Source organism: Kitasatospora sp. NBC_00240, from assembly GCF_026342405.1.
Taxonomy (GTDB): domain Bacteria; phylum Actinomycetota; class Actinomycetes; order Streptomycetales; family Streptomycetaceae; genus Kitasatospora.
In genome coordinates this window covers 8,252,223-8,276,611 of record NZ_JAPEMU010000001.1, presented here as the reverse complement: position 1 = coordinate 8,276,611, position 24,389 = coordinate 8,252,223, and the positions used below count along the sequence as shown (strand labels likewise).

Annotated in this window: 20 protein-coding genes; 6 read left to right on the top strand and 14 right to left on the bottom strand. The window is 74.2% G+C overall.

The window, feature by feature from the left end:
• Nucleotides 1-76: 76 nt before the first annotated feature.
• Both OG689_RS35240 and OG689_RS35235 read left to right on the top strand, forming a co-directional pair.
• Entirely contained in the window at nucleotides 77-1,309 is a 1,233-nt protein-coding gene (locus OG689_RS35240) for an FAD-dependent oxidoreductase (RefSeq protein ID WP_266325149.1), read from the top strand.
• Between the two features lie 197 nt (nucleotides 1,310-1,506).
• Nucleotides 1,507-1,734, top strand: a complete 228-nt coding sequence (locus tag OG689_RS35235; RefSeq protein WP_266325147.1) for a hypothetical protein — start codon at nucleotides 1,507-1,509, stop codon at nucleotides 1,732-1,734.
• 80 nt (nucleotides 1,735-1,814) lie between these two features.
• On the opposite strand, the gene OG689_RS35230 is transcribed toward OG689_RS35235, so the two are convergent.
• Nucleotides 1,815-3,227, bottom strand: coding sequence for a hypothetical protein (locus tag OG689_RS35230; protein WP_266325145.1), 1,413 nt, complete (start codon nucleotides 3,225-3,227; stop codon nucleotides 1,815-1,817).
• A gap of 399 nt (nucleotides 3,228-3,626) precedes the next feature.
• On the opposite strand from OG689_RS35230, the gene OG689_RS35225 reads away from it, so the two are divergent.
• Both OG689_RS35225 and OG689_RS35220 read left to right on the top strand, forming a co-directional pair.
• Nucleotides 3,627-5,189 carry a sigma-70 family RNA polymerase sigma factor gene (locus OG689_RS35225; protein WP_266325144.1) on the top strand — a complete coding sequence of 521 codons (1,563 nt, stop codon included), beginning with the start codon at nucleotides 3,627-3,629 and terminating at the stop codon, nucleotides 5,187-5,189.
• 262 nt (nucleotides 5,190-5,451) lie between these two features.
• Nucleotides 5,452-5,943 (top strand): ATP-binding protein, encoded by a 492-nt coding sequence (locus OG689_RS35220; protein WP_266325143.1) that lies wholly within the window; start codon nucleotides 5,452-5,454, stop codon nucleotides 5,941-5,943.
• A gap of 235 nt (nucleotides 5,944-6,178) precedes the next feature.
• On the opposite strand, the gene OG689_RS35215 is transcribed toward OG689_RS35220, so the two are convergent.
• The 9 genes from OG689_RS35215 to OG689_RS35175 all read right to left on the bottom strand — a co-directional run bounded on the left by OG689_RS35215 (nucleotide 6,179) and on the right by OG689_RS35175 (nucleotide 15,571).
• The gene (locus tag OG689_RS35215; protein WP_266325142.1) at nucleotides 6,179-7,147 is read right to left on the bottom strand and encodes an alpha/beta fold hydrolase; all 969 of its coding nucleotides are present in this window, start codon (nucleotides 7,145-7,147) and stop codon (nucleotides 6,179-6,181) included.
• Between the two features lie 174 nt (nucleotides 7,148-7,321).
• Entirely contained in the window at nucleotides 7,322-10,282 is a 2,961-nt protein-coding gene (locus OG689_RS35210) for a polysaccharide lyase family 8 super-sandwich domain-containing protein (RefSeq protein ID WP_266325141.1), read from the bottom strand.
• A 311-nt stretch (nucleotides 10,283-10,593) separates the two neighbouring features.
• Entirely contained in the window at nucleotides 10,594-10,746 is a 153-nt protein-coding gene (locus tag OG689_RS35205) for a hypothetical protein (protein WP_266325139.1), read from the bottom strand.
• 140 nt (nucleotides 10,747-10,886) lie between these two features.
• Nucleotides 10,887-11,789, bottom strand: coding sequence for a SigB/SigF/SigG family RNA polymerase sigma factor (locus tag OG689_RS35200; protein ID WP_266325137.1), 903 nt, complete (start codon nucleotides 11,787-11,789; stop codon nucleotides 10,887-10,889).
• Between the two features lie 251 nt (nucleotides 11,790-12,040).
• Nucleotides 12,041-13,636 carry a M4 family metallopeptidase gene (locus OG689_RS35195; RefSeq protein ID WP_266325135.1) on the bottom strand — a complete coding sequence of 532 codons (1,596 nt, stop codon included), beginning with the start codon at nucleotides 13,634-13,636 and terminating at the stop codon, nucleotides 12,041-12,043.
• 487 nt (nucleotides 13,637-14,123) lie between these two features.
• The gene (locus OG689_RS35190; protein ID WP_266325133.1) at nucleotides 14,124-14,381 is read right to left on the bottom strand and encodes a hypothetical protein; all 258 of its coding nucleotides are present in this window, start codon (nucleotides 14,379-14,381) and stop codon (nucleotides 14,124-14,126) included.
• On the bottom strand, nucleotides 14,378-14,620 hold the full coding sequence (locus OG689_RS35185) for an NUDIX hydrolase (protein WP_266325131.1): 243 nt from the start codon (nucleotides 14,618-14,620) through the stop codon (nucleotides 14,378-14,380). The genes OG689_RS35190 and OG689_RS35185 overlap by 4 nt, the downstream gene beginning before the upstream one ends.
• Nucleotides 14,621-14,705: 85 nt before the next feature.
• A complete protein-coding gene (locus tag OG689_RS35180; RefSeq protein WP_266325129.1) occupies nucleotides 14,706-15,029 on the bottom strand; it encodes a MazG-like family protein in 324 nt (107 codons plus the stop codon).
• 113 nt (nucleotides 15,030-15,142) lie between these two features.
• Nucleotides 15,143-15,571, bottom strand: a complete 429-nt coding sequence (locus OG689_RS35175; RefSeq protein ID WP_266325127.1) for a protein phosphatase — start codon at nucleotides 15,569-15,571, stop codon at nucleotides 15,143-15,145.
• 434 nt (nucleotides 15,572-16,005) lie between these two features.
• Between OG689_RS35175 and OG689_RS35170 the strand changes: the two genes are divergently transcribed.
• Both OG689_RS35170 and OG689_RS35165 read left to right on the top strand, forming a co-directional pair.
• Complete coding sequence (locus tag OG689_RS35170) at nucleotides 16,006-18,051, top strand: molybdopterin cofactor-binding domain-containing protein (RefSeq protein ID WP_323189356.1); 2,046 nt, start codon at nucleotides 16,006-16,008, stop codon at nucleotides 18,049-18,051.
• Between the two features lie 13 nt (nucleotides 18,052-18,064).
• Nucleotides 18,065-18,520 (top strand): (2Fe-2S)-binding protein, encoded by a 456-nt coding sequence (locus OG689_RS35165; RefSeq protein WP_266325125.1) that lies wholly within the window; start codon nucleotides 18,065-18,067, stop codon nucleotides 18,518-18,520.
• A 45-nt stretch (nucleotides 18,521-18,565) separates the two neighbouring features.
• On the opposite strand, the gene OG689_RS35160 is transcribed toward OG689_RS35165, so the two are convergent.
• The 4 genes from OG689_RS35160 to OG689_RS35145 form a co-directional block, all read right to left on the bottom strand.
• The gene (locus OG689_RS35160) at nucleotides 18,566-19,177 is read right to left on the bottom strand and encodes a TIGR03086 family metal-binding protein (RefSeq protein WP_266325123.1); all 612 of its coding nucleotides are present in this window, start codon (nucleotides 19,175-19,177) and stop codon (nucleotides 18,566-18,568) included.
• A 223-nt stretch (nucleotides 19,178-19,400) separates the two neighbouring features.
• Nucleotides 19,401-20,039, bottom strand: a complete 639-nt coding sequence (locus OG689_RS35155; RefSeq protein WP_266325121.1) for a hypothetical protein — start codon at nucleotides 20,037-20,039, stop codon at nucleotides 19,401-19,403.
• Nucleotides 20,040-20,212: 173 nt separating this feature from the next.
• Complete coding sequence (locus tag OG689_RS35150; protein WP_266325119.1) at nucleotides 20,213-22,426, bottom strand: RICIN domain-containing protein; 2,214 nt, start codon at nucleotides 22,424-22,426, stop codon at nucleotides 20,213-20,215.
• Between the two features lie 213 nt (nucleotides 22,427-22,639).
• The gene (locus OG689_RS35145; RefSeq protein WP_266325117.1) at nucleotides 22,640-24,307 is read right to left on the bottom strand and encodes a sigma-70 family RNA polymerase sigma factor; all 1,668 of its coding nucleotides are present in this window, start codon (nucleotides 24,305-24,307) and stop codon (nucleotides 22,640-22,642) included.
• Nucleotides 24,308-24,389: the final 82 nt, after the last annotated feature.

The following is a 24,389-nucleotide window of genomic DNA, read 5'->3' as shown; positions in this document are numbered from 1 at the left end:
TATGGTCTCGACTCGCCCCCGACTCCCGGGCAGGCTGTCCGGGACACGGCGCCGGCGAACCGACGAGGAGCTGACCATGAGCACAGGCACGGACCAGGCAATCGTGATCGTGGGGGCGAGCCTCGCCGGGGCGAAGGCCGCCGAGGCGCTGCGCGAGGCGGGGCACGACGGGCCGGTCGTGCTGCTCGGCGAGGAGCACGAGCGCCCGTACGAGCGGCCGCCGCTGTCCAAGGGGTACCTGCTCGGCAGCACCGAGCGGGAGAAGATCTACGTCCACCCGCCGCAGTGGTACGCCGACCACGACGTCACCCTGCGGCTCGGCACCGCCGTCACCGCCCTCGACCCCGCATCGCACACCGTGACCCTGGCCGACGACGGCCGGATCGGCTACCGCAAGCTGCTGCTCACCACCGGATCCTCCCCGCGCCGGCTGCCCGTCCCCGGCGCCGACCTGCCCGGCGTGCACTACCTGCGCCGGGTAGAGGACAGCGAGCGGCTGAAGGAGGCACTGCGCCCCGGCGCCAGGATCGTGGTGATCGGCGCCGGCTGGATCGGCCTGGAGACGGCGGCCGCGGCCCGCGCGGCCGGCTCCGAGGTGACCGTGCTGGAGAGCGCCGAGCTGCCGCTGCTGCGGGTGCTCGGCCGGGAGGTCGCCGAGGTCTTCGCCGGCCTGCACCGGGCCCACGGGGTGGACCTGCGCTTCGGCGTCCAGGTCGAGGCCCTGACCGGCGGCCCCGGGGCGGTGACGGGGGTGCGCCTCGGCGACGGCAGCACGGTGGCGGCCGACGCCGTGGTCGTCGGGATCGGCATCACCCCCAACACCGGGCTCGCCGAGGCCGCCGGCCTGGAGATCGACAACGGCGTGCGGACGGACCGGTGGCTGCGCACCTCCGACCCGGACGTGCACGCCGCCGGGGACGTCGCCAACGCCTTCCACCCGCTGTTCGGCAAGCACATCAGGGTCGAGCACTGGGCCAACGCGCTCAACCAGCCGCAGACCGCCGCCCGCGCGATGCTCGGTCAGGACGCCGTGTACGACCGGGTGCCGTACTTCTTCTCCGACCAGTACGACCTCGGGATGGAGTACACCGGGTACGTCGAACCCGGCGGCTACGACCGGGTGGTGTTCCGGGGCGACGTGCCGGGCCGGGAGTTCATCGCCTTCTGGCTCTCCGGCGGCAGGGTGCTGGCCGGCATGAACGTCAACGTCTGGGACGTCACCGACCCGATCCGGGAGCTGGTCCGCTCCGGCCGGCCGGTCGACCCGGACGCCCTGGCCGACCCCGCCCGGCCGCTGACGGAGCTCTGACCGCCCGGCCGGGCAACCCCCGGACAGCCCGGGAACACTCGGCGGTGCGTGGCGCCGGCGGCGGCGAAGGTCGGCAGCGTCTCGAAGCCGACCATGCCCACGCAGGAGGTGTTGCCGGCCTTCACCGCGCTGAGCATCTTGGTGTAGCCGCCCTTGGAGCCGGGCGAGATCTTGCCGTACGTCACCTGGACGCCCGGGTGGGAGGCGTTGAACAACTCCACCGACTTCTCGGCGACCTCGCCACCATCGGCGTCAAGAACTACGGCGGGCCGGAGCTCCGGGACCCGGCGGGGGCGACCACGTACACCTACCGTGCGGTCGAGTTCACCACCGGCCCCGCCGCCTCCCGCGCCACCGTGTACTGCTTCAAGGTGTCCGGCACCGCACCCGCCTACTGCGACGACCTGGCGGTCGTACGGCTGTGAGCCATCCGGCGGCGGGACGCGGTGGGGTCGCGGCCCGGGCTGGGCCGTCGGGTACGGCGGTCACCCGGGCCGCGCGGGGGTCAGTGGGCGCGGCGGCGGGAGCGACGCCTGGTCAGGAGGACGGTGACGGTCGCCCCGGCGACGACCAGGACCCCGCCGATCACAGCGGGCCCGGTGGTGGCGGCGCCGGTGGCGGCAAGGGAGCCGTCCCCGGCCTTGCCTGTGGACGCGGCGGGTTCGGGGGCGACGGTGGATCCGATGACCGCGTGGTCATCAGCCTCCGGGGTGCTCGGGACGGCGGCGTCCACCGGCGGATTCGTGCTCCGGGCGGGGGCGGCCCCCGTCGGAACCGGGATCGGGGTCGTGGTGGCCGTCCCGGGGCCGGAGCCGAGCAGGACCTTGACCTCGGCGCCGGCCGCGGTGGCCTGGGAGACGTCGACGGACACCTTGGCGGAGGTGTCGGAGATCGGGGTTCCGGCGACGAACGAGCCGACGACCGCCTTGCTGTCGTGTCCGACGTTGCTGATCAGGACGGCCTGGTTGTAGCGGCCCTGGGGAATCCGGTAGACGTTGACGCCCTGGGCGACGTCGAGGTCCGGGGTGGCGGAGTCGGGGGTGCGGTACTCGATGACGATGCGGTCGCCGCCGGCGCCCAGTGGCAGGTCGATCGCGCGCACGCCCGAGGTCCCGACGGCGTGCAGCGGAGTGAGGTGGACGCTGCCGGTGGCCGTGGGTGTGGTCACCTGCTGGGTGGTCAGCCACTTCAGGGAGAGCAGCTCGGGCGCGGTCAGGCCCTTCTTCTCCCCGCCCCCGCCCATGGGGGTGCGATTGCTGTAGCCGTCGTCGGTGCAGGCGGTGAAGCTGCCGGCCGTGCACGTCTGGCGCTTCTGGTGGGCGAACCCGAGGTTGTGACCGAACTCGTGGACGATGGCGGCCTTGTCTGCGACGGCGCCCTCGTGGAACCAGCTCACCGGCCCGGGCACGCTGGCCAGGCCCCACCAGTCGCCGCAGTACTTCGTGTTCATGACGATCGAGACGTGGTCGTAGGCCAGGTCGGGAATCGTCTTGCGAGCGAGTTCGGCGATCTTTCCGGTCTCGCAGGCGGCGGAGTCGTCCATGTCGAGGGTGAAGGGTCCGAACACCCCGTCGCCCTTGGCGGGTACGACACTCATCCGGCCACCCGAGTTCTCCTTGTAGTAGGTGGCGAGGGAGTCGGCCGGGCCGAAGAAGTTGCGCACCGCCTGGTCGTGCGCCCGCTGGGGGTCGGCCAGAGCGAGGTTGCGGAAGTTGACGAGGACGACGGCGTGCCGGTCGACCTGGGACGGGGCCGGCTCGGCCGCCGTGGCAGGGGTGAGAACGGTGGTCGCGGAGAGTGTCAGGGCTCCGGCCACGGCAAGCAGCGGGGCTGCCCCGCGGGAGGTCCTGCGCGGCGGACGCGCGGGACCGGCCGAGGGGGCCGCTGTGGCATGCGTGGTGGACGGGACGGGTGTCATGGGGAGTTCTCCTTGCCGGCTCGGACCGGCGTCGCAAGCGAGGGCCGGCCCCTTTCGAGGTACGGGCGGATCCGTCGTCGCCTCACCTCATGACGGCCCGAGGGGCCCGACCGCGGTCGCAGCGGCTCGGTACCCGCGGGCCATCCGACCTGGCCCACCCGTCGGGCGTGAGCCGTCCGTGCAGACGCATGAGGAGATTTGACGGCATTTCCGCCACTTTGTGTCATGGACCGCGCTGTCCGGCTAGGCTCCCGCCGTAGCCGCAGGTGAGCGGTTCCACCTCCTGAAGTCCCCTCGCCCCCGATGGTCCCGGTGCGTGATCGATTCGTTATGAACGGTCCCGCCCCTGCCGGGATCCGGGACCACACGACGGCCCACGCACCGAGACAGGGCACAGCCATGACGACCTCCGCCCCGACCGCGACCGGCGACAGCCGGTCGGACAGCCGACTCACGGCGCTCATACGGGACGATCCGCACGCCACCGGCACCGCCAGAACAGCTGCCATCGAGACCCTCTACGAGCGGCATCACAGCGGGACGCTGCGGTATGCGCGCACCTTCACCCGCGACGCCCACACCGCGCAGGACCTGGCAGCGGAGGCCTTCGTCAACACCGTTCGCGCCGTCGACGCCGGCAAGGGCCCGGCCGATTCGTGGCGCCCGTACCTGCTGGGCGCGGTCCAGAACGCGGCGTTCGCCTGGGGACGCACGGAGCGGCGGATCCACCTGCAGGACGCCGATGCACTGGAGCAGTGGCACCGGTCCTCGCCCGACCACCCCGGCACGGGCACCGACGGTGATCCGGCGGGCATCGTCCTGCGGCACGAGGAGCACAGCCTTGTGGCCCACAGCTTCCGCTCCCTCCCGGACCGATGGCAGTCCGTCCTATGGCTGCGCCTGGTCGACGAGGTGCCGGCCGGCCAGGTCGCCACCGCCCTCGGGATCGCGCCCTCCGGCGTGTCCTCACTCCTGGACCGCGCCCTGGAGGGACTTCGCAAGGCCTACCTGCAGGCCCACGTGCAGCGGCGGGAGGACAGCGAATGCGTCCACTACGGAGGCCAACTGGGAGAGACCGCACGCAGATCCTCCCGGCCCCACGGGGCACTCCGCCGTCACCTGGCCGAATGCACCCACTGCCGTAGCGCCCTCACGCAACTCCGGGGCATCAACTCCCGCCTGGGCGCGATGCTGCCGATCGTGCTCGCCCCTCCCGGCGCCTCCCACCTGTTCGCGGACACCGCCCACGTGGTGCTGCCGGCCAAGGCCCTCAAAGCCACTGCCCTCACCGGCAAATGGGCTGCGGCAACGGTCGGTGGTGTCGGCGTACTGACCGCCGCCGCCCTGGTCGTCGCCGTTCTGCCCGGCCAGGGTGGACCGGCGGGGGACCAGCAGCCGCCGGTCGGAGGGCCGTCCGCCCCGAGCCGGGACAGCACCCCCGAGCCAGTCGTCAGCACGGTCGTTCCCGTGCTCCCCTCCGTCACCCCCTCGCCCTCGCCCTCCACCGCGCGGGCGTCGCGGAGCAGCGCGCCCCCGCCCGCCTCCGTGGACCAGTCGATCGTCGATCCCGACTTCGAGGCGGCCGGCGCGTCCCCGTGGCGACTCACCGCCGGGGCCTCCGTCGTCCCCACCCATCCGCACGCCGGTCAGCACGCGGTGCGGCTGACCTCGCCGGCGTCACGTGTGGAACAGACGGTCGACGTGGTGCCGGGGAGTACGTACAAGCTCTCCGGACATGCGGCGGTGGCGGCCGGTGGCGACAGCGTCGCCCTGGGTGCGCGGAGGGACGGCAGTCCCGACGCACGGGTCGTCCTCAAATCCGTCGACCTGTACGCATGGGGAGTGGTGTCGTTCACCACCGACGCGCGCACGACCCGCCTGACCGTCTACTGCGCGCCGCTGGAGATCAGCGGCCCCGCCTACTGCGACGACTTCGCCCTGAAACGGGTGGGCGAGGGCTGAGTGCCGGGAAGGCTCCGGTGCCGCACAGCGACCAGTGGGTGCCGTCGCGGTGACGGTGCTCGACGCCGGCAGTGCCGGACGCGCGGTCAAGCGGCCGACTACGTGGTCCTCCACCTACCCATCCCGTACGACCGGAGCCTTCCGTTATCCCGCCGTGACCTCTCCGGTGGCCGTTCGATCTTCGTCCGCAGGCCTCATGGAGGGAGAGCAAGGGGGACGGAACAGACATCCCGACCGGGACGTCGGTAGAGGAGACCTTCCCATGGACGCCATCGCCACCAGCCCCACCGGAGCACTCGACGCCCCGGCGGGGGGCATGACGGGCTCCACCACCGTCCCCCTCCTCCCGGAGCCCGGCGTCGAGGCAGGGCCCGTACGGAGCGAAGCCGTCTGGGTGCTCCCCCACCACCCCGCGTCGGCAGGCGACGCCCGACGCATCACCCGCGCCGCCCTGGACGCCTGGGGCGTCGACGAGGACACCACCGACCAGGCCCTGCTCGTCGTCTCCGAACTCGTCACCAACGCCGTCGAACACGCCCGCCCCCCGATCGCCCTCCACCTCGACCGCCCCACCCCCGGCGACGCCCTGCACATCGAGGTCGACGACGGCGGCCCCGCCACCCGGGACGGCGCCTGGACGGCCAGCTGCGCGCCCGACGAACACGGCCGCGGCAACGACATCGTCGCCCGGCTGGCCACCGCACACGGCCGCCGGCCCGGCGATCACGGCATAACCTACTGGGCCGATCTGTGAGCCGCCGGAACGCCACCGCGGTCCGCAACCGTCTGCGGCGACCGGCCTGGCGTCTGTGCAACCTCTCCGGCCCGGTCGTCCCCCGGTGGTCCCGGCCACCCCGCCCCTCGCCGGTACGCCGGCGGCTGCCGTCGGGTCCGTCATACATGTGCGGTCGGCGCCCGTTCCGCCGCCGATCCGCACGGCCGGGCCCGGCAGTCCGGGGACTGCCGGGCCCGGCCCGGAGGCCGCCCGGTCAGAGGCCGGCCAGGAAGTCGATCAGCGCCTCGGAGACCTCCTTGGGCCGCTCCTGCTGGGTCCAGTGGCCGCAGCCGGGCAGCAGGCGGACCTCACGCAGTCCGGGTACGTGGCCGGACAGCGTGGACAGGCTCTCCCGGGCCTGGGGGTTGGCGACCACCAGGTCCTTGTCACCCACGATCAGCAGCGCCGGCGGCTGGATCCTCGCGTCGTGCCAGGGCGCGGTCAGCTCCCAGTTGCGGTCCAGGTTGCGGTACCAGTGCAGCGGCCGGCGGAACCCGTTCTCCTTGAACTCGGCCGCCAGGAAGGCGATGTCGGCCTCGGTGAGCCAGTCGGGCAGCTCCTCGGGATCCCGGAAGACGTCCAGGAACCCGCCGCCCTCCGGCACCATCAGCAGACCGTGCGGGCCGATCTCCGGCGCCCCGGCGAGCAGCCGCCGGAAGGTGGTGTCCAGGTCCCGGCCCAGCTCCGCCTCGGGCGCCCCCTGCTGCTGGAAGTACATCATGTAGTAGGAGAGGTGGGCGGGGTCGCCCAGTTGGCCGCGCAGCGTCTGCGACAGCCCGGCCCGCCCGCGCGGGTACGGCGGCACGGAGAGCCCGACCACCCCGCGGACCAGGTCCGGACGGAACAGCGCGGTGTGCCAGGCCACCGGCGCGCCCCAGTCGTGCCCGACCACCACCGCGCCGTCCGCGCCCAGCGCCCCGATCAGGCCGGCGACGTCACCGGTCAGGTGCAGGATGCTGTACTGGTCCACCTCGTCGGGGCCGCCGGTCCGCCCGTAGCCCCGCTGGTCCGGCGCCACCGCGTGGTAGCCGGCCTCGGCCAGCGCCACCAGCTGCTGGCGCCAGGAGTACCAGCTCTCCGGGAAGCCGTGCAGCAGCAGGACCAGCGGCCCGGTGCCCGCCTCGGCGACATGCATCCGCAGCCCGCTCGACGACTCGACGAAGCGGTGCGAAATCTCGGTCATTGACGCTCCCTCACCCGGTCGGTCCGGGACCGCCACCCCTGCCCGGCGGTCTCCGGCCCCCAGTGTCGGGGGCGGCGACGGTACTCGGTCAAGGGGGCACCGGCGGCAACGGGCCACCCGACGCGCCCAGACGCGCCCCGACCCGACGCGCCCCGCCCTCCCGTCCTCGCACGGTCAGGAGCTGATCACCTCCAGGAAGGGCTGGTGGGCCGTGCTCTCCCGGCTGTCGAGGTTGACGGCCAGCCCCACCGTGCCGAGCGGCTGCCACACCGCGAGGGTCAGCTCGCCGCCGGCCGCCGCGGCCGCCGCGGCAGTGACGTCCAGGCCGACCCAGTCCGCCGTGTCGCAGATCGCGCCCGTACCGAGCCCGGCGCCCGGCGAGGGCGAGCGGTTCCAGGTCACCGCGGTCTCCGTCCAGGCCTCGCCGCCGGTGGCGAAGGCCTGCAGCGAGGTCCGGGTGCCGCCGGAGTCGGCCACCACCCCGTGCACCCACAGCACCGCCCGGCGGACCGTCCCCGGGACGGCCGAGGTGTCGAAACCGAGCAGCGCCCGCCGCCCGAAGCCGCTCCCGACGGTGTTGGTGTTCTTCACCGTGAGCGTGGCCGCCGTACCGTAGTTGGTGTCGCCGTAGCTGCCGTCCCGCAGGTAGCTGTCCCGGGTCGGGGCCAGGGCCGAGGCGACGGCGCCGGCGGGCGTGCCGCTCCTGCGCAGCGTGACGGTGCGGCCGGCGCCCTGCGCCCCGCCGACCTCCACCAGCAGCTTCACCGCGCCGTCCACCGACAGCACGGTGACGCCCGGGCCGGCCTGGGCGTCCAGGTAGCCGGAGCGGGCGACGGTGACGGTGACGGTCGCCGACACCCGTGAAGGGTCGCAGACCGTGATCGCCAGCTCGCCGCCGGATTCCCGCAGCAGCACCGAGGCGGGCGCCGACACGGTGATCGGCCCGGCCGTCCCGGCCGCGAAGAAGTTGGCCGCCGTGACGCCGGAGGCGCTGTCCGAAACCGCCTGCGCCGTAGCGGTGTTCGCGATCACGGTGACCGTGGGCGAAGCGGCCCGGGCGGCGGCGGCCGCGGCGTCCGCGCCTGGCATCAGCAGGTACGCGTAGGCCGCGCCGGCCGGGTCCGTCCCGTGGTCGAACCAGACCGTCAGATAGCGCCGGGTCAGCGCCTGGGTACTCCCGTTGACGTTGATGTCGTGCCAACTGCCGGTCCGCTCCTGGCGGGCGGCGTTCACCGTCGCACCGCCCGGGAAGACGTACCCGCCGAAGCCGGCGATCGCCAGCGACCGGACCCCGGTCAGCCGCCCGGACCAGCCGAGGGTGTCCGGCTGCCGCACCCCGTCCACCGTGAGGGCGTGCGTACCGGCGGCGCCCAGGTTGCGGTTGTCGACGACGGTCTCCACCGGCACGCCGTCCGCGCAACTGATGCCCGCGCCCAGGCAGACCACCGAATCGTCCAGCAGGAACCAGGACTTGCGGCCGCTCAGGCTGGAGGACAGCCCGCGGACGTCCTGGCCGACCGCCGCGTAGCTGCCGTCGGTGGCGCCGCCCGCCCAGACCGCGGCCGGCCGCGCGGCGCCCCACGCACCGCCGGCGGCGTCGGCCAGCGGCTTGCCGGAGACGGTGGTGCCGGGCAGGCGGTACGGGTCCACCGTCGGCCAGAAGGCGTCGGAGTACTGGCCGTTGCCGTAGTCGGCGCCCCACCAGGCCAGCAGTCCGCTGTTGGTGTGCCAGCCGCGCAGGTTCTCGCCGTTGCCGGTCTCGTAGAAGGTCGTACGGGCCGAGCAGAGGCTCAGCGAAGCCGCCCAGCCGGCCCGCCGCACCACCGCGCGGTCCATCGCGAACACCCCGGCGCCGGCCGGCTCGCCGCTCGCCGTCACCGCGCTGTCGGCCAGCAGCCTCTGCGCCCGGGCGAGTTCGGGCAGGTCGACGGCCGCGTTCGTCAGGTAGGGGCGGTAGTGGTCACGAGCGATCCAGCCCTTCACGGCGGCCCGCCAGCCGGCGGACTGCGCGGCCGGAGCGGCACCCGAGTCGGCGAGCCGCAGGATGTGGCCGATGATCGCGTGCCCGCGCCCGTGGTCGTCCTGCTGGAGCTGAAGCAGGTCGGCGCTCTGCAGGCCCCGGCTGGGCGCGCGGCCCGAGACCGAGTCCATCACCAGGCCGTTGTAGAGGAACGGCGCGTAGGCGGCGGTGACCGAGTCGAGGACGGTCTGCCGCTGGGGATCGGTGACCTGCCACGCGGACCCGGCCAGCAGGGCGAACAGCTTGCTCAGCCCGCCGAGCATCACCTCGCCGTACGAGCCGGTGTACGGGACCCAGGTGTGCTGCACGAACGAGCCGTCGGCGTACAGCCCGTCACCGCTGCGCACGTACGGGAAGACCGGGGAGAGGGCGCCGGCGGCGGTGGCCACCTTGGCGGAGCTCTTGCCGAGCACCCCGCGCAGGGCGAGCACCCGGCACAGGTCGACCCGGTTGGCGCCGGTGCTGGTGCCGGTGTAGGAGGCGACCCTCGCGTCCGGCACCTGCCGGTCGACGGAGGCCAGCTGCCCGCTCAACCCGGCGGCGGTGAGCGCCTCGTACGCCAGCACGCAGGTGTCCAGCAGCGCCTTGGGCGCGCCGATCTGCCAGTCCCACCAGTTGCCGTAGGCGGTGGTGGTCGGGCTGTAGGCGCCTGCCTGGAGGTGGGCGAGGCCGGCGGCGATCGCCGTACCGAGGGCCGGGTCCGCGGTGAACCCGGTGCCGGGCTGCGCCCAGGCCAGCGCCATCGTGCGCAGCCGGAGGTAGCTGCCGGTGATGTTGGCGGAGGCGCTGCCGAGCGGCAGGTCCGGCCAGAGCGATCCGGTGCTGGGCGCCATGGTGGCGTACTGCGCCCCGGCCCGGGCCCCGAGGCCGCGCAGGGCGGTGGCGAACGGCTCGGCGGCCGGGTCGAAGCCGGTGCCGGTCAGCAGGTCGCGCCAGCGCAGCCGGAGCACGTCGTAGGCGTCGGCGGCGGCCCGGGCGGGTTGGGCGCAGAGCAGCAGCGAGCCGGCGACGGCCGTTCCGGCGGCGATCCGGAGCACCCCTCGGCGGGACAGGCCGGCCCGGCCGGGCCACGGGGTTTCCGTGGGGGGAGTGAGGGCGTGCGGGTCGGCGCTCATGGGGGCTCCTTGCCGGGGCATCCGGACAGCGGGGGCCGCGGGGCGCTGTTCGGGGGGCGCGCGCCGCGGCGCCCGGCAGGAGTTGCTCCGGTCCGGGCGAGGCCGACGGTAAGCGCTTTCCAAATGGGCGTCAACGGTTTGCGCAGACCCGATGGACCACCGCGGCACCAGGAAAGGGACCGGGGCGACCGCGGCGAAGGAGGTGAGGGCGGACGACGGAACGAATCAGCTACCCGGGCGCGCGGCCGACGGAGAACGGCCGAAGACGTCCGGCGGGCCCTCGCTCCGCCGGACGTCCCGTCGGTCACTGTTCAGGCGTGCTTGGCCGGCCCGCGGCGCCGGTCCGCCCCCGACTTCGACGCATGACCCTGCGCCCGATGGCGGGCGGCCGACGCGTTCAGACTGCCCCAGGCGAGTATCACGGCCAGCAGCAGCGGGGCGAGCATCAGGATCAGGATTCCCATGGGGTGCTTCCTCCTACGCTCGGCGGATCTTGGAACGACCTCCTACCCGCTCACGCCGGAGCGAATCCGGCCGGCCGCCGGGGCCCGCACCCACCGCACCGGCGGACGGCGGCGGCACGCGAACGGCAGTGGACGAAGGGTCAGTCGTCGGCGAGCAGGCCGGCGCGCAGGCCCCCGAGGATCCGGATCAGGATCCGTGAGACGTGCATCTGGGACAGCCCGAGCCGCTCGCCGATCTGCGCCTGGGTCAGCTCCGCCCCGAACCGCAACGCGAGCACGGTCCGGTCGCGCTCCGGCAGCGCGGCCACCAGCGGCTTGAGGGACTCGAGGTCCACCGTGGCCTCGAAGCCCTTCTCCTCCACCGCGAACCGGTCCGCCAGCGTGCCGCCGCCGTCGGCCCCGTCGACCGGCGCGTCCAGCGACCGCGGGCAGTGGGCGTTGGACGCCTTCTGCCCCTCCACGACCTCCCGCTCCGGCAGGTCCAGGTACGCGGCGAGTTCGGCCACGGTCGGCGGACGGTCGGAGCGCTGCTCCAGCACGTCGCCGGCCTTGGCCAGGGCCAGCCTGAGTTCCTGCAGCCGGCGGGGGACGTGCACCATCCACCCGGTGTCGCGGAAGAACCGTTTGAGCTCCCCGCGGATCGTCGGCAGCGCGAAGGTCGGGAACTCCAACCCGGCCGCGAGGTCGAAGCCGTCGATCGCCTTGATCAGGCCCACCGTCCCGGCCTGGACGATGTCCTCCATCGGTTCGCCGCGCCCGCGGTAGCGCGCGGCCGCGAACCGGACCAGGGTCAGGTTCAGCTCGACCAGCGTCCCGCGCACGTACGAGTACTCGCGGGTGCCCCGCTCCAAGCGGCCAAGCCGGACGAAGAGCTCCTTGGACAGGGCCCGCGCGTCGGCCGGTCCGACCGCCCCGAGGTCCTCACCCGGCAGGACCGCCCCGAACGACGGCTCCGGCCGGGCCCGACCGCCGGTGGACCGGCCGGAGGGCGGCACCGCGGGGCCGCCGCCGGGAAGTGGATCCACGTCTCGCAGAGCCGGCATGAGGTGTCCTTCCGCTGGTCGGGCCTGACGTTGTTCTCCCGACCCTTCGTACCCACGCGCACGCGCCGGGCGCAAACCCGATGCCCGGTATGTCCAGTTTTCATAGCTCTTCGCCATGACATGCCCCACATCTCCGCGAGCCCCGCCGAGGCCCCCGGGCACCGATCTCCCGTCCGGACACCCCGCGGAACCGCGACGCCGCCCGGGGCGTGGACCAGGCCCCGGGCGGCGAGCCGTGCGGTGCGGGGGGGTCAGCTGACGCTGACCGCGCTCCAGGCCGCGGCGACCGCGTTGTACTCGGCGCTGCCCGCGCCGTACAGGTCCTTGGCGGCGCTCAGCGAAGCGACCCGCGCGCCCTTGTAGTTGGTGGTGGACGTCATGTAGACGGTCAGCGCGCGGTACCAGATCTTGGCGACCTTGTCGTTGCCGATGCCGGTCACCGTGGAGCCGTTGCAGGTCGGGCTGTTGTAGGCGACGCCCTTGACCGTCTTGGCGCCACTGCCCTCACTCGCCAGGTAGAACCAGTGGTTGCCCACGCCGGAGGAGTTGTGCACGTCGAGCTGGGCGACCTTCTTGCTCCAGCAGTCCGCGGAGGAGCCGTCCAGCGAGGGCTTGTCCATCCGGCGCAGCCACGGCGGCGTGGACTGGTCGCTGAACAGGTAGTCCGGGGTGTCGACGGCGTTGTTGGCGTACCACTCGACCATGGTGCCGAAGATGTCGCTGGTGGCCTCGTTGAGTCCGCCGGACTCGCCGCTGTAACGGAGGTTGGCGGTCGCGCTGGTGACGCCGTGGGTCATCTCGTGGCCCATGGTGTCGAGGTCGACCTGCTCGGGGTCGGTGACCCCGTCGCCGTCGCCGGTCATCATGCAGAAGCAGGCGTCGGACCACTGGGCGTTGTCCCACTTGGTGCCGACGTGCACGAAGACGGTGGCGCCCTTGCCGTCGTTCTTGATGCCGCTCCGGCCGAAGGTGTTCTTGTAGTAGTCGTAGGTCCAGGCCGTGTTCGCGTGGGCGTCCACGGCGGCGGTGGCCCGGTCGGTGGAGAACTTCTCGCCGTCGCCCCAGATGTTGTCCGTGTCGGTGAACAGCACGCCGGAGGTGGCGGTGACGGACCCGGAGGAGGCGTTGCGGGCGTCCCGGGTGCTGTGCCCGCGGACGGCGTCGACCAGGGCGTAGCCGCCGGTCTGGGCCTTGGTCTCGATGCTGACCGTGCCGGTGTACTCGGACTTCCCGGTGCCGGTGGCCTCCTGGTCGGCGTCGTACGCCTCGATCTGGTCGCCGGTGGTGGCGTCGGTGACGACGATCCGGCCGGCGGGCTGGCCGTGCTCGCCGACGCCCGCGACGGTGGTCCGCCAGGCGAGTCGGGGCGTGCCGTCGGCGGCCCAGACGACCAGTTCGGGGCTGCTGGTGGCGGCCGAGATTCCCGGCGCCTGGCCCAGCGCGCGACCGGCGGTGGCCTCGGCGCGAACGGCGGGGACGGTGGACTTCACGGCGGCGTCGTGGGCGGCCGCCCGGGAGGAGTCCTTGAGCCGGCCCTTGGCGTCCTGGTGGACCACCAGGTCACCGCCGACGACGGGCAGCCCGCGGTAGGTGCGGTCGAAACGGACGTGCTGGCTGCCGTCCTGGTCGATGATGACGTCCTTGACCTGGAGGTCCTGGTCCGTCCCGAAGCCGAACACCGAGGCGTTGTGGGTGACATTGGCCTTGGCGTGGGCGATCGCCGTGTCGCGGGTGGTGACGGCGGCGGCCGATCCGGTCTGGACGGTCGCGGCGAGAAGTGCCGCGGTGGCGGCGACCGCTATCGCTGCGGGCAGGGTGCGACGGCGGCGCGCGGAGATGGGGCTCACGCTGACTCCTGTGGGGGTAGCTGCAGGGATTGAGCTGCCCAGAGTTTGACGATGAGCAGACAATTTGCGCTATGCATCGGAGCGAAGCTTGACCAATTCGTAGCCAAAAACGATCAGATTCGGTCATGACCCAGGCCCCCGAACAGGCCTGACGGGCCGCCTCCCCCTCCCCCGGGCCCCCGCCTGCCCCGAGAGCCACCTCGCCCCCGGAGCACACCGGGGCGACGGGGCGCGGCCTGCCGCCCCCGTACGCGAATCCGCTCGGACGTTGGCGCCCGCCGTGTCCGGCCCGAATGCCGAGCCCGAGCCACTGCCCGCACCGGTCGCGGAGCGTGCGCTTCACCCAGGGTCGGGCCCGACCCCTGGAGCCCCGGGCTGCCTGCGCTCCGGAGCGGCGATCACCGGATCCTTGACGCCCGGGGCGCGGCGGTGAAAGTCGGCATCCCCGTGTCCACGCCGGTGCCGTTCTGCACTGATGGTGCGTCATTTACGGTTTTTCAGTGCAATATTCACCACAGCCGGCGGACAGCCGGCCGGCTCCGGGATGCTCCAGGTCGTCCTGGAGGTAGAGCGCGCCGGCCGGACCACGGGGGCGGACGACGGCGGCGAACCAGGCCCGCTGCTCGGGCTGCAGCTGCGGCTGCCAGCCGGCGGGGGTGCGCCAGGCGGCCTGGTCGTGCTCGGCACTGAGGGCGGCCGCTGTACCCGCGGGCAGGACGCCGGTGTCGAAGCAGAAGTCGATCACCGGCGGCCCGCCGCCGGTGGCACCGCGGTGGTCGCCGGCGAGCAGGCGCAGCTCCCGGGCCGGGACGAGTCCGGCTCCTCGGCCAGCTCGCGCAGGGCGGTCTTGTACGGGCGCTCGCCCGGGTCGGCGAGGCCTCCCGGCGGCTGCCACCAGGTGGGATGGCGCGGATACGGGTGGGCCTGGTGCAGCATCAGGACCCGGCCCCGCGGGTCGGCCAGCAGCAGGCTCGCGGAGACCACGTGCTGGGGCAGCCCGGCGGTGAACTCGGCGACGGGCAGGGCATGGTGCTGCCGCTCGGGCGCCGGCGGCCTACCGGTGGCCGTCTCAGCCCTGTTCCGGCCGCAGGTCGCGGGCCGCCAGGCGGCGCAGATGCTCGTCGAAGAGCCGCTGCGGGTCGCCGCCCATCCGGGCCAGCAGCACCATGCCGGTGGTGATCACGTCGCAGGCCTCGGCGCGGACGTCGTCCCAGGAGTGCGAGTAGCCCTTACGGGGGTTCTCGCCCAGGGCGCCGATGGCGGCCTCGGCGACTTCCCCGACCTCCTCCTGCAGTTTGACGATCTGGACCAGCCAACGCTGTTCGCCCTGCAGATGCGATCGCGAATCAAGTTTTCCGGCAAGCGAGTTGATGATGTCCCAGGTGTCGTCCATCCGATCGATGATGGCCCTGTTCGAAGCCTGTCCTCAACCCGGGCGGTTCCGGGAGCGCCCGGGCCGAAGCACCTGTTTTCGATCACCCGGGGCGCCGTCCGGCGGGGCGCCGCTCAGCGGAAGCGCCGCACGTGGCGACGCTGCCACGGGGTCTCCACGGCGTGCGGGGAGTAGTGCTCGCGGACGTAGCCGACCGCCTCGCCGGGCGGTACGCCGTCCAGCACGGCGAGGCAGGCCAGGGCGGTTCCGGTGCGGCCGCGGCCGCCCGCGCAGGCGACCTCGACCCGCTCGTCCGGGGCGCGCTCCCAGAGTTCGCACAGTGCGGCGCGGGCCGCCTCCCGGTCGGCGGGCAGCCGGAAGTCCGGCCAGCGCACCCAGCGGGCCTCCCAGGCGACCGGGGGCGGCGGGTGGCCCAGCAGGTACAGCGCGAACTCGGGTTCCGGCCCCGGCGGGAGCGGCCGGCTCAGCCCCCGCCCACGGACCAGCCGGCCGGAGGGCAGCCGCAGTACGCCGGCTGTCGTAGCGTCCCAGGTCGTGTGCATCCCGCGAGCCTAGCCTTCGACAGGCCGGCCATGGCCGTTCGGGCGGGGCCGCACGGCCGCACCGGCGAAGGCTGCGGGGGCGGCCGTCGTCTGCGGGTCGGGCCCTCCACTGCGCCCTGGTCCCGGGGACGCCGGCTCCCGGCGAGTCGTCATGACCATGTTGACCGGCCGGTAGCACGTCCCTAAGCTCGTCGGCGTCCACGGACCGGCGCCGCCGGCCCCGGCTCCGCGCGAAGGGCCCGGCGATCAGCACCTCCACCCCCGACCGTGCGTCCGTCGGACGCCGCAGGTTCCTCACCTACCTGCTGGCAGCGCCCACCCTGACCGTCGCCGCCCGGCTCGCGGCGCCGCCCGCGACCGCCGTCGCCGCGACCGTCCCGGCGACGGCTCCCGCCCCCGAACCCGCCCCCGGGGCCCTGCCAAGCCTGCCGGGCGTGCCTGACGTCGTCGATCTCGGCGACGCGCTGATCCTGGCCGGCCTGCCCACCGCCCACCTGCTGGTGCTGGAGGTGACCGCCGCCGGCCGGGTGGTGCTGCACCTGCCCCGGGCCGAGGTGGGCCAGGGCCTGACCACCGCCGTCGCGATGCTGGTCGCCGAAGAGCTGGACGCCCGGCTGGACGACGTCGACGTGCCGCTCTCCGACGCCCGGCCGGACCTGCTGTTCAACCAGCTGACGGGCGGCTCCAACTCGGTCCGCTCGCTGTACGACCCGGTCCGCGCGGCGGCGGCCGCCGCCCGGGCCAGGCTGGTCACCGCCGCAGCCGTGCGGTGGGGGCTGCCCGCCGGGTCGCTGCGCACCGAGGACAGCGCCGTGCTCGCCCCCGACGGGCGCCGCGCCGGGTTCGGCTCGCTGGCGGCGGCCGCCGCCGCGGTGACCGTCCCGGCGGTGCCGAGCACGCCCAAGCCCGCCGAGCTGCAGCGACTGGTCGGCACGCCCACCGGGCGGATCGACGCCCGCGACATCGTCACCGGCCGCGCCCGGTACGCCGGTGACCTGGCCGTCCCGGGCGCGGTACCGACCGTGGTGGCGCGGCCGCCGACGATCAACGGCGGTGTGCAGTCCTTCGACGCCTCGGCCGCCCGCGGCCTGCCCGGGGTGCTGGACGTGCTGCCGCTGCCCGGCGGCGGCGGGGTGGCGGTGCTGGCCGAGACCTTCGACCAGGCGCTCAAGGCCCGGGACGCGCTCCAGGTGTCCTGGCGGCCGGGCCCGCTGGCCGGCCTCTCCGACGCGGGCATCCGCAGCCGGCTTCGGGCCGCCAACCTGCCCTTCCTCGTACCGCCGCTGCTCACCCTGCACGTGGACGCGGAGTTCGACTTCGCCTTCGTCAGCCACGCCCCGATGGAGGTGCTGACCGCCGTCGCCGACGTCCGCCCGGACCGCGCCGAGCTGTGGTTCTCCTCGCAGTCGCCGATCGTCGCGCAGCAGAGCGTCGCCGCCGCGATCGGGCTGCCGCAGGACGCGGTCACCGTGCACGTCGTGCGCGGCGGCGGCTCCTTCGGACGGCGGCTGTTCTTCGACGCCGCGCTGGAGGCGGCGCAGATCTCCAAGGCCGCCGGGCGGCCCGTCAAGCTGATGTGGACCCGCAACGACGACATGCGGCACGGCCGGATGCGCCCGGCCGGCCACCACCGGATCCGCGCCACCCACGCACTGGGCCAGGTGCTGACCTACGAGCACCGGGTGGCGACGGTGCGGACGGACTTCCGGCACGGCCTCGGCGAGGCCCTGACCGCCGCCGGGTTCGGCGTCCAGGCGGGCGGGCTGAGCCTGAGCCAGGGCTTCTTCCTGCTCACCGAGAAGAACCCGTACCAGCTCGGGGTGACCACCCAGCTGCTCGCCGAGGTGCCGCTGGATGTGCCCACCGGCAGCTGGCGCTCGGTGTACTCGGGGACGGTCCGGGTGGCGGACGAGATCATGATGGACGAGCTCGCCCGGGCCTTCGGGCAGGACCCGGTCGCCTTCCGCCGCGCCCGGCTGGGCGGTGCGAACGCCCGGGCGGTGCTGGACACCGTCGCCGCCGAAGGCCGCTGGGGCCGGCCGATGCCGGCCGGGCACGCCCAGGGTGTGGGGTTCCACGAGGAGCACCGCTCCTGCGCCGCCTACCTGGTCGAGATCGACGCCACCGACCCGGCGCAGCCGCGGGTCACCAAGGCGGTGATCGCCGCCGACGTCGGCCGGGCGGTCAATCCGCGCGGGCTGGAGGCCCAGCTGACCGGCGCGCTGATCGACGGCATCTCGGTGATCCTGCAGGCGGGCAACCACATCGACCACGGCGCGGTGCGCGAGGGCAGCTACGCGGACTTCCGGTACGCCCGGCAGCGGCACAGCCCGCCGTCCGTCGAGGTGCACCTGATGCCGCCCACCGGGCCGCCCGGCGGCGCGGGCGAACTCGGCGTGCCGGCCGCCTCCGCCGCCGTCGCCAACGCGTACGCCCGGGCCACCGGCCGCAGCCCGCGTTCCTTCCCGATCAGCTTCTGAAGGGCCCGAACCGATGCCCAGTCACACCTTCGTCCTCAACGGGCGGCCGGTCAGCGTGGACGCCCCGGACGACATGCCGCTGCTCTGGGTGCTGCGCGACAAGCTCGGGGTCACCGGCCCCAAGTACGGCTGCGGGGTGGGTGTCTGCCGGGCCTGCACCAGCCACCTGGACGGTGCGGAGTTCCAGCCCTGCACGGTGGCGGTGAAGGACTGCGCCGGGCGGCAGGTGACGACGATCGAGGGCCTCGCGGACGGCGAGGTGCTGCACCCCGTCCAGGAGGCCTGGCTGGAGTGCGACGTCGCACAGTGCGGGTTCTGCCAGCCGGGCCAGATCATGACCGCCGTGGCGCTGCTGCGCCGCAACCCCGCGCCGACCGACGCGGACATCGACGAGATCCAGAACATCTGCCGCTGCGGCACGTACCCGCGGATCCGGGAGGCGATCAAGCGGGCCGCGGCGGCCGGCTGAGCCCGGTCGCGCGGGCGGGTCGACCGGGATCCCGGCGGACGTCGGTCAGTCGTCCGCCGGAGGTCGGCCGAACCACGCGGCCAGCCGGTCGTACACCGGGGCGTCCGGTCCGGCCGGGACTTCGGGGCCGAAGGCTCGCCCCTCGCTCTCCGCGCCCCGGAACTTCGGTTGCAGGGCGCCCCGGCCCCAGTCGAGGGCGGCCCGGCCGACGGTCTCGTCCAGGTCGGTGGGCTGCCCGGTCGCGGTGGCGAGATCCCAGCTGTGGACGGCGAGTTCGGCGGTCTGCTGGTCCACCGGGAACCGGGCCGGCAGCTCGCCCATGCCCGGGACGTCGAGGACACCGGAGAGGTCGCCGGCCCGGCGCCAGGCGGCGAGCAGTTCCTCGGCGCCGGACTCGAAGGCCTGCGCCCAGCCTTGGGTGACGCGCTCCGTGGGCGCCTTCCAGTCCGGGGTGCCGCCGTTCGCCCGGACGGTGAACTGCCGCAGGTCGTCGAGCAGATGGCTGACCAGGTCGGTCACGTCCCAGGACCGGCACGGGGTCGGCAGCGCGCCCTGGTCGGGCCCGGTCGCGGCGACGACCGCGCCAGCCTGGAGGAGCGCGCGGGCGAGCAGCTCCACCGGATCGGTGGTGCCGGTGTCGGCGTCGGTGTCGGACATGGTGATCTCCCGGGACGGATCGGATACCGGCCCGGTCGATGCTGCCACCCCGCCGCCCGCCGGTCGGGGAGCGACAGGCCCGGCCGGCGATCCGCACCGGGCCGGCGTACGGCGGCCCGGTACGTCAGCGCCGCCCGGCCGCTCGGGGCCTCGGCGCCGTGGGCCCCGCAAGCCCGGAGAGCCCGGCAGCGGAGGCCGCGGGCCGGGCCGGGCGGGCGGCGGGTCACCGAGCGGCGCGACGGCGGGCGCGCAGTGCCACGACCCCGGCCGTACCCACCACCAGGGCGGCGATCGTGGCGAGGGCACGGCCGACCGTGGAACCCTCCGCCGGGGACTCCGCCGCGGTGGTCACCGTCGCCAGGGAGGAGGCGGACGTGGTCGGCACGGCGGACGCCGGCACGGTGGGGCCGGGCCGGACCGGAGTGGCGGCCCCGGCGGCAGGCGAGGTCGGGGCCGGCGTCGCGGCCGGGGACGGGTCCTGGATCACGTCCACCGTCAGTTCCGCCTCGCCCCGGCCGAGGGCGGGGAAGGCGGACTCCACGGTCACCTTCCACCGGCCGACCGGCAGCGGCTCACGGGTCCTGAAGGACGCCGGGCTCCCCTGCACCGGCACCAGCCGCCAGGGGCCCACCGAGCGGCCGTCGTCGGACACCGCGCTGAGCGTGGCGGCGACCTCCTCGTCCACCGGGTCGCCGTCGTTCTCCCAGGTGGCGACCGCCCTGGGGTGCCCGTCGGGCGCACCCGCGATCCGGAAGCGGATGGTGTCGCCGTGGGCGTTCGCCGTCCCGGCCGGGCCGAGGGCGGCGAGGGCGGCCAGCAGGAATACCGCCAGCAGGCCGGCGGGGCGCTTGGGGGTCAACACGGTGACTCCTCGTCAGGGTTCAAGGGGTGGCAGGGCCCGCCGGGGGTCGGACCCTGCCGGATCGGAGAACGGCCGTACGGGGGGAGAGGCTCCCCCCGTACGGCCGGCGACCGCGTCGGCCAGGCAGGCCTGGGACGGGTCCGGGACGGTCCCGGGTCGGGACCGTGTCTGGCCTAGGAGGCCTGCTGGACGGTCCAGTTCTGGTAGCCCTGGGTGTCCGGCTGCTGCAGTTCGAGCAGGCGGCCGCCGTAGTACCAGCGGCTGCTGACGCCGAGGGCGAGCGGGCCACCGTCCGCGGTCAGGGTCCAGCCGCTGCCGGCCGCGGTCAGCTTCCATCGCTGGGAGGTGGCCGCGGTGTTGCAGGGCTGCTGCATCACGTACTGGCCGGCCACCAGCCGGCCGCCGACCTGCAGGCACTTGCCGGAGACCGCGGACTTGATCCGCAGGAACCCGTCACCGGCGTCGTCGAAGAGCCAGCGCTGGTTGGCGTACCCGGTGCGCTGGTAACCGATCAGCACGGCACCGTCGTTGGTGGAGCTCCCCCACATGTCGGCCGACTGGCCGGTGAGGCTGTTCAGCAGCAGGTACGACTTGCCCGGCACGGTCGGACCGGTGCTGCCGCCGCCGGCCGCCGGGGTGCGGAAGGCCGCCGGACGGCCGGGCTTGGTGGTGGCGCCGCGCTGGTCACGGACGGCGACGGCGAACGAGTACGCGGTGTCGGGGCGCAGCTGCACGACCCGGACGACGGTGGAGCGGACGGTGGCCAGCGCCTTGCCGTTCAGCTGGATCTCGTAGCCGGCGGCGGAGGCGACGGCCGGCCAGCTCAGGACGGCCGAGTTCTGGGTGATCTGGCTCGCGGTCATGTCCGGGCCGCCGGTCGGCGCGGGCGTGGTGGGGCTGGGCGAGGCGGTCGGCGCCGGCTTGGTCGGCGAGGCGCTCGGGCTCGGCTTCGCGCTGGTGCTCGGGCTGGGCGAGGCACTGGTTGACGGGCCGGTGGTCGGGGTGGGCGAGGGGCTGGTAGTGGGGTCGGGCTTGGTGCCGCCGCCCGCTATCAGGAACTGGTTGTTGGCGATGTTCCAGTGCGTGGTCAGGTAACTACCGGGCTGGGGAGCGGTGTTGTAGTAGTCGTCGTGGTTGCAGTCGAGCCGCTCGTCGTGGCCGCGGTCGGGGCAGATGGTCTGCATCTTCGGGTAGTACGGCGCGTCCGAGTAGCACATGATGTCCCACTCGTCGACGCAGTGGCCGGCCTTGCTGGTGTGCGGGGCGCTGTTGTTCACCGCGCCGAGGTTGTGGCCGAGTTCGTGCGCGGCGGTCGAACCGCCCCAGCAGCCGGAGTCCGTCCGGCCGTACGAGGGACCGAAGTTGCTGCGGTTGTCCTGGCCCGGGCGCTCGTCGCCGTTGAAGGTGCCGATGCCGCAGTAGACCTGAGCGTCCGCGAAGATCATGTACTTGCGGTCGCGGCGGTTGTAGCCCTGGGACGCCAGGGCGTCGTTGGCGGAGCCGAACTCGTGCAGCGCGCCCGCCGAGATCTCGACGTTCAGCACCGACACGGTGCAGTCGGCGGCGGTCACGTACCGGACGTGGCGCACGCCGCCGGTCTCACCGGCGCTCGCGTTGTAGATCGCGTCGGTGTCCGCGGCCCACTTCTTGAAGGAGGGCAGGTACTGGGCGAAGCGGTCCTGGCCGGGGGCGTGCAGGTACAGCACCTGCACCCGGTTGCCGCTGGTGCCGTCGCCGTCGCAGACGACCGCGGCGTCGCCGGCGGCGGCGGTGCCCGCCGGGGCACCGGCGACGGCGCCCGGCTCGGCCGCGGCGGCCGCGGCTGCGGCTGCGGGCTGCCCGGTCGGGGCGGCGCCGAGGACGGCGCCGGTCTGTGCGTCGATCACCGGGGGCTGACCGGCCAGCAGGTCCGAGGCGGACGGCGGCTTGGCGTCACCCTCCCCCGGCACCGCGGGCGCCGGGGTGGTCGCGGCCACCGCGGGCTCGGTGTTCTTGTGGACGTCCACGCCGGCGGGCGGGGCGTCGGGCCCGTGGGTGCAGAGCGCCGCGTCGGAGACCCGGTAGACGCCGACGCAGGGGTCCTCCTTGGGCGCCGGGGTGAGACCCGTGTAGACCAGGCCGTGGGCCGGGTCGTCCTTGGGTATCTCCTTGATCGGCGTGGGCGGCTCCTTGTGCTCCGGCTTCGCCGCCGGCGAGGCGGTGCCGCCGGCGGCCTCGCCCACGACGCCGTCCTGCGCGGGCTGCTCGGCCGAGGCTACTGCCGAACGCTGGCCGTCCGTCACGGTGTTGACGCCGATCACGCTGGCCGCCACGGCGGCGGCCAGCGCCGCCGCCGTGACCAGCATGGTGCGGGGACTGCGTTTCGGAAGGGCGCGCTTTCGTGCCATCTCGATCGTCCTGTCTGCTTGTGCGGGGTCGTCCCAGGGCATGCCTGAGGAGGGATTCGCCAGGAAGGGGCCCGGCGTGGGGAAACGGCCGTGGGGGCCGGAGGTCGAGGGTGCGGTCGGGGGTCGGTCGTTCAGGTGGTCGGTCGTTCAGGTGGTCGGTCGTTCAGGTGGTCAAGGGGGGTTCAGGGATCCGGTGGGGAGCGGGCCCGCGGGTCAGCGGGCCGTCCCGAAGTCCTGCGTCCACCACGGCCCGCCGGGGCCGAAGTGGGCGCCTACGCCGATGTCCTTGAACGCGCAGTTCAGGATGTGCGCCCGGTGGTCGGGGGTGTTCATCAACTCCCCCACCACCACGGTCGCGTCGTCCCGGCCGAAGCCGATGTTCTCGGCGTACGTGGTCCAGTGGTAGCCGGCGGCGACGATCCGCTGGGGTGCGGTGACGCCGTCGGGGTCGGTGTGGCCGAAGTATCCGCGCGCCGCCATGTCGTCCGAGTGCTGCTGTGCGGCCTGGCTCAGCCGCGGGTCCACCCGGAGCGGGGCGCAACCCTGCTTGGTCCGCTCGCTGTTGAGCAGGTCGACGAGCTGCCGCTCGAACGGGTCGAGTGCCACCACCGGGACCACCGAGGGCACCGCCACCGGCACGGGCGGCGGCACGGTGGCCGGCGCGCGCACCGGCTTGGGGCTCGGCTTGGGGCTCGGCGGCGCGGACGGGGACGCGGCAGCGGGCGGCTCCGGGGCCGTCACCGTCACCGACGGCTCGGGCAACGGCGGTGCGGGGGAAGGTGGTTCGGACACGGTCGGCAGGGCGGCGGGCTCGGCGGTCGGGGCGACGACCGCGCGGACGTCGGCCGGCCTGGGGCCCTCCGGCACCACGTACGCGAGGCAGGCGACGGCGGCCACCGCCGCGATGCTGCCGAGCACGGCGGGCGCGCCGGGCCCCTGCCGGAACGGGCGGCGGGCGAGCTGCTGCAGCGTCGTCCCACCAGGGCTCGGCGCCGGGGCGGGCGCGGGTGCAGGGGCGGGCACAGGAACCGGAGCCGGAGGTGCCGCCGGCGTGGCGGCGGCACCGGCACCGGCGCCGGACCCGGCCGACCCGAAGGCCGTCGGCAGCAGGCCGCCCAGATGCTCGGGCACCGGGACGAACGCCAGGCCGGCCAGCAGCCCCTCGGCGGGCACCAGACCGTTGCGGTGACCGCCGCAGGGCACGCAGTCCCGGGCATGACGGGCTATCCGCTTGCGCCAGAGCGAGCCCGGGGCGCCGTCCCAGGCCCCGGTGAGCGAGTCCAGCTCCTCGCAGGGCGGCAGCGCCGAGAGCGCCCGGACCACGACCCGGGCCACCTCCAGCTGGGTCTTCATCCGCTGCACCCGCACCGTCACATGCTGCTGGGACTGGCCCAGCGCGACGGCCACGTCCGCCCGGGTCAGCTCGCCGGCGGCCTCCAGCCACCAGAGGGCCAGCAGTTCACGGTCGGTCTGGTCCAGCCAGCGGGTCGCCTCGGTCACCTCCCGGCGCTGGCCCGACAGGCCCAGCCGGACGATGGTCAGGCCCACGAAGTCGGCGCCCGGGTCGGCCACTTCCTGGGCCTCGTGCAGTCCGTCGCAGAGCGCCTCCGAGCTGTGCGCCCGCTGGCGGCGGCGGACCTCGTTCATCGCGATGGCCACCAGCCAGGAGCGGAAGCAGCTCGCGTCGCGCAGGCTGCCCAGCCCGTCCACGACCCGCAGCATGGTCTCCTGCACGACGTCGTCGACATCCGCATGGCCGCTGAGGGCCCGGCCGACGATGTTGTAGACCAGCGGCAGGTACTCCGCGATCAGTTCGCCCTGCGCCCGCTCGTCCCCGGCCTGCGCTGCCGCGACCGTGGCGGCCCCGTTTGCACTGTTCACCTGCGTCCGCTCTCCCCGTGGCCCTGCCCGAAAATGCCCTGACACCTAGGAGACCTGCGGCGCTCACCCGAATAACAGAAAT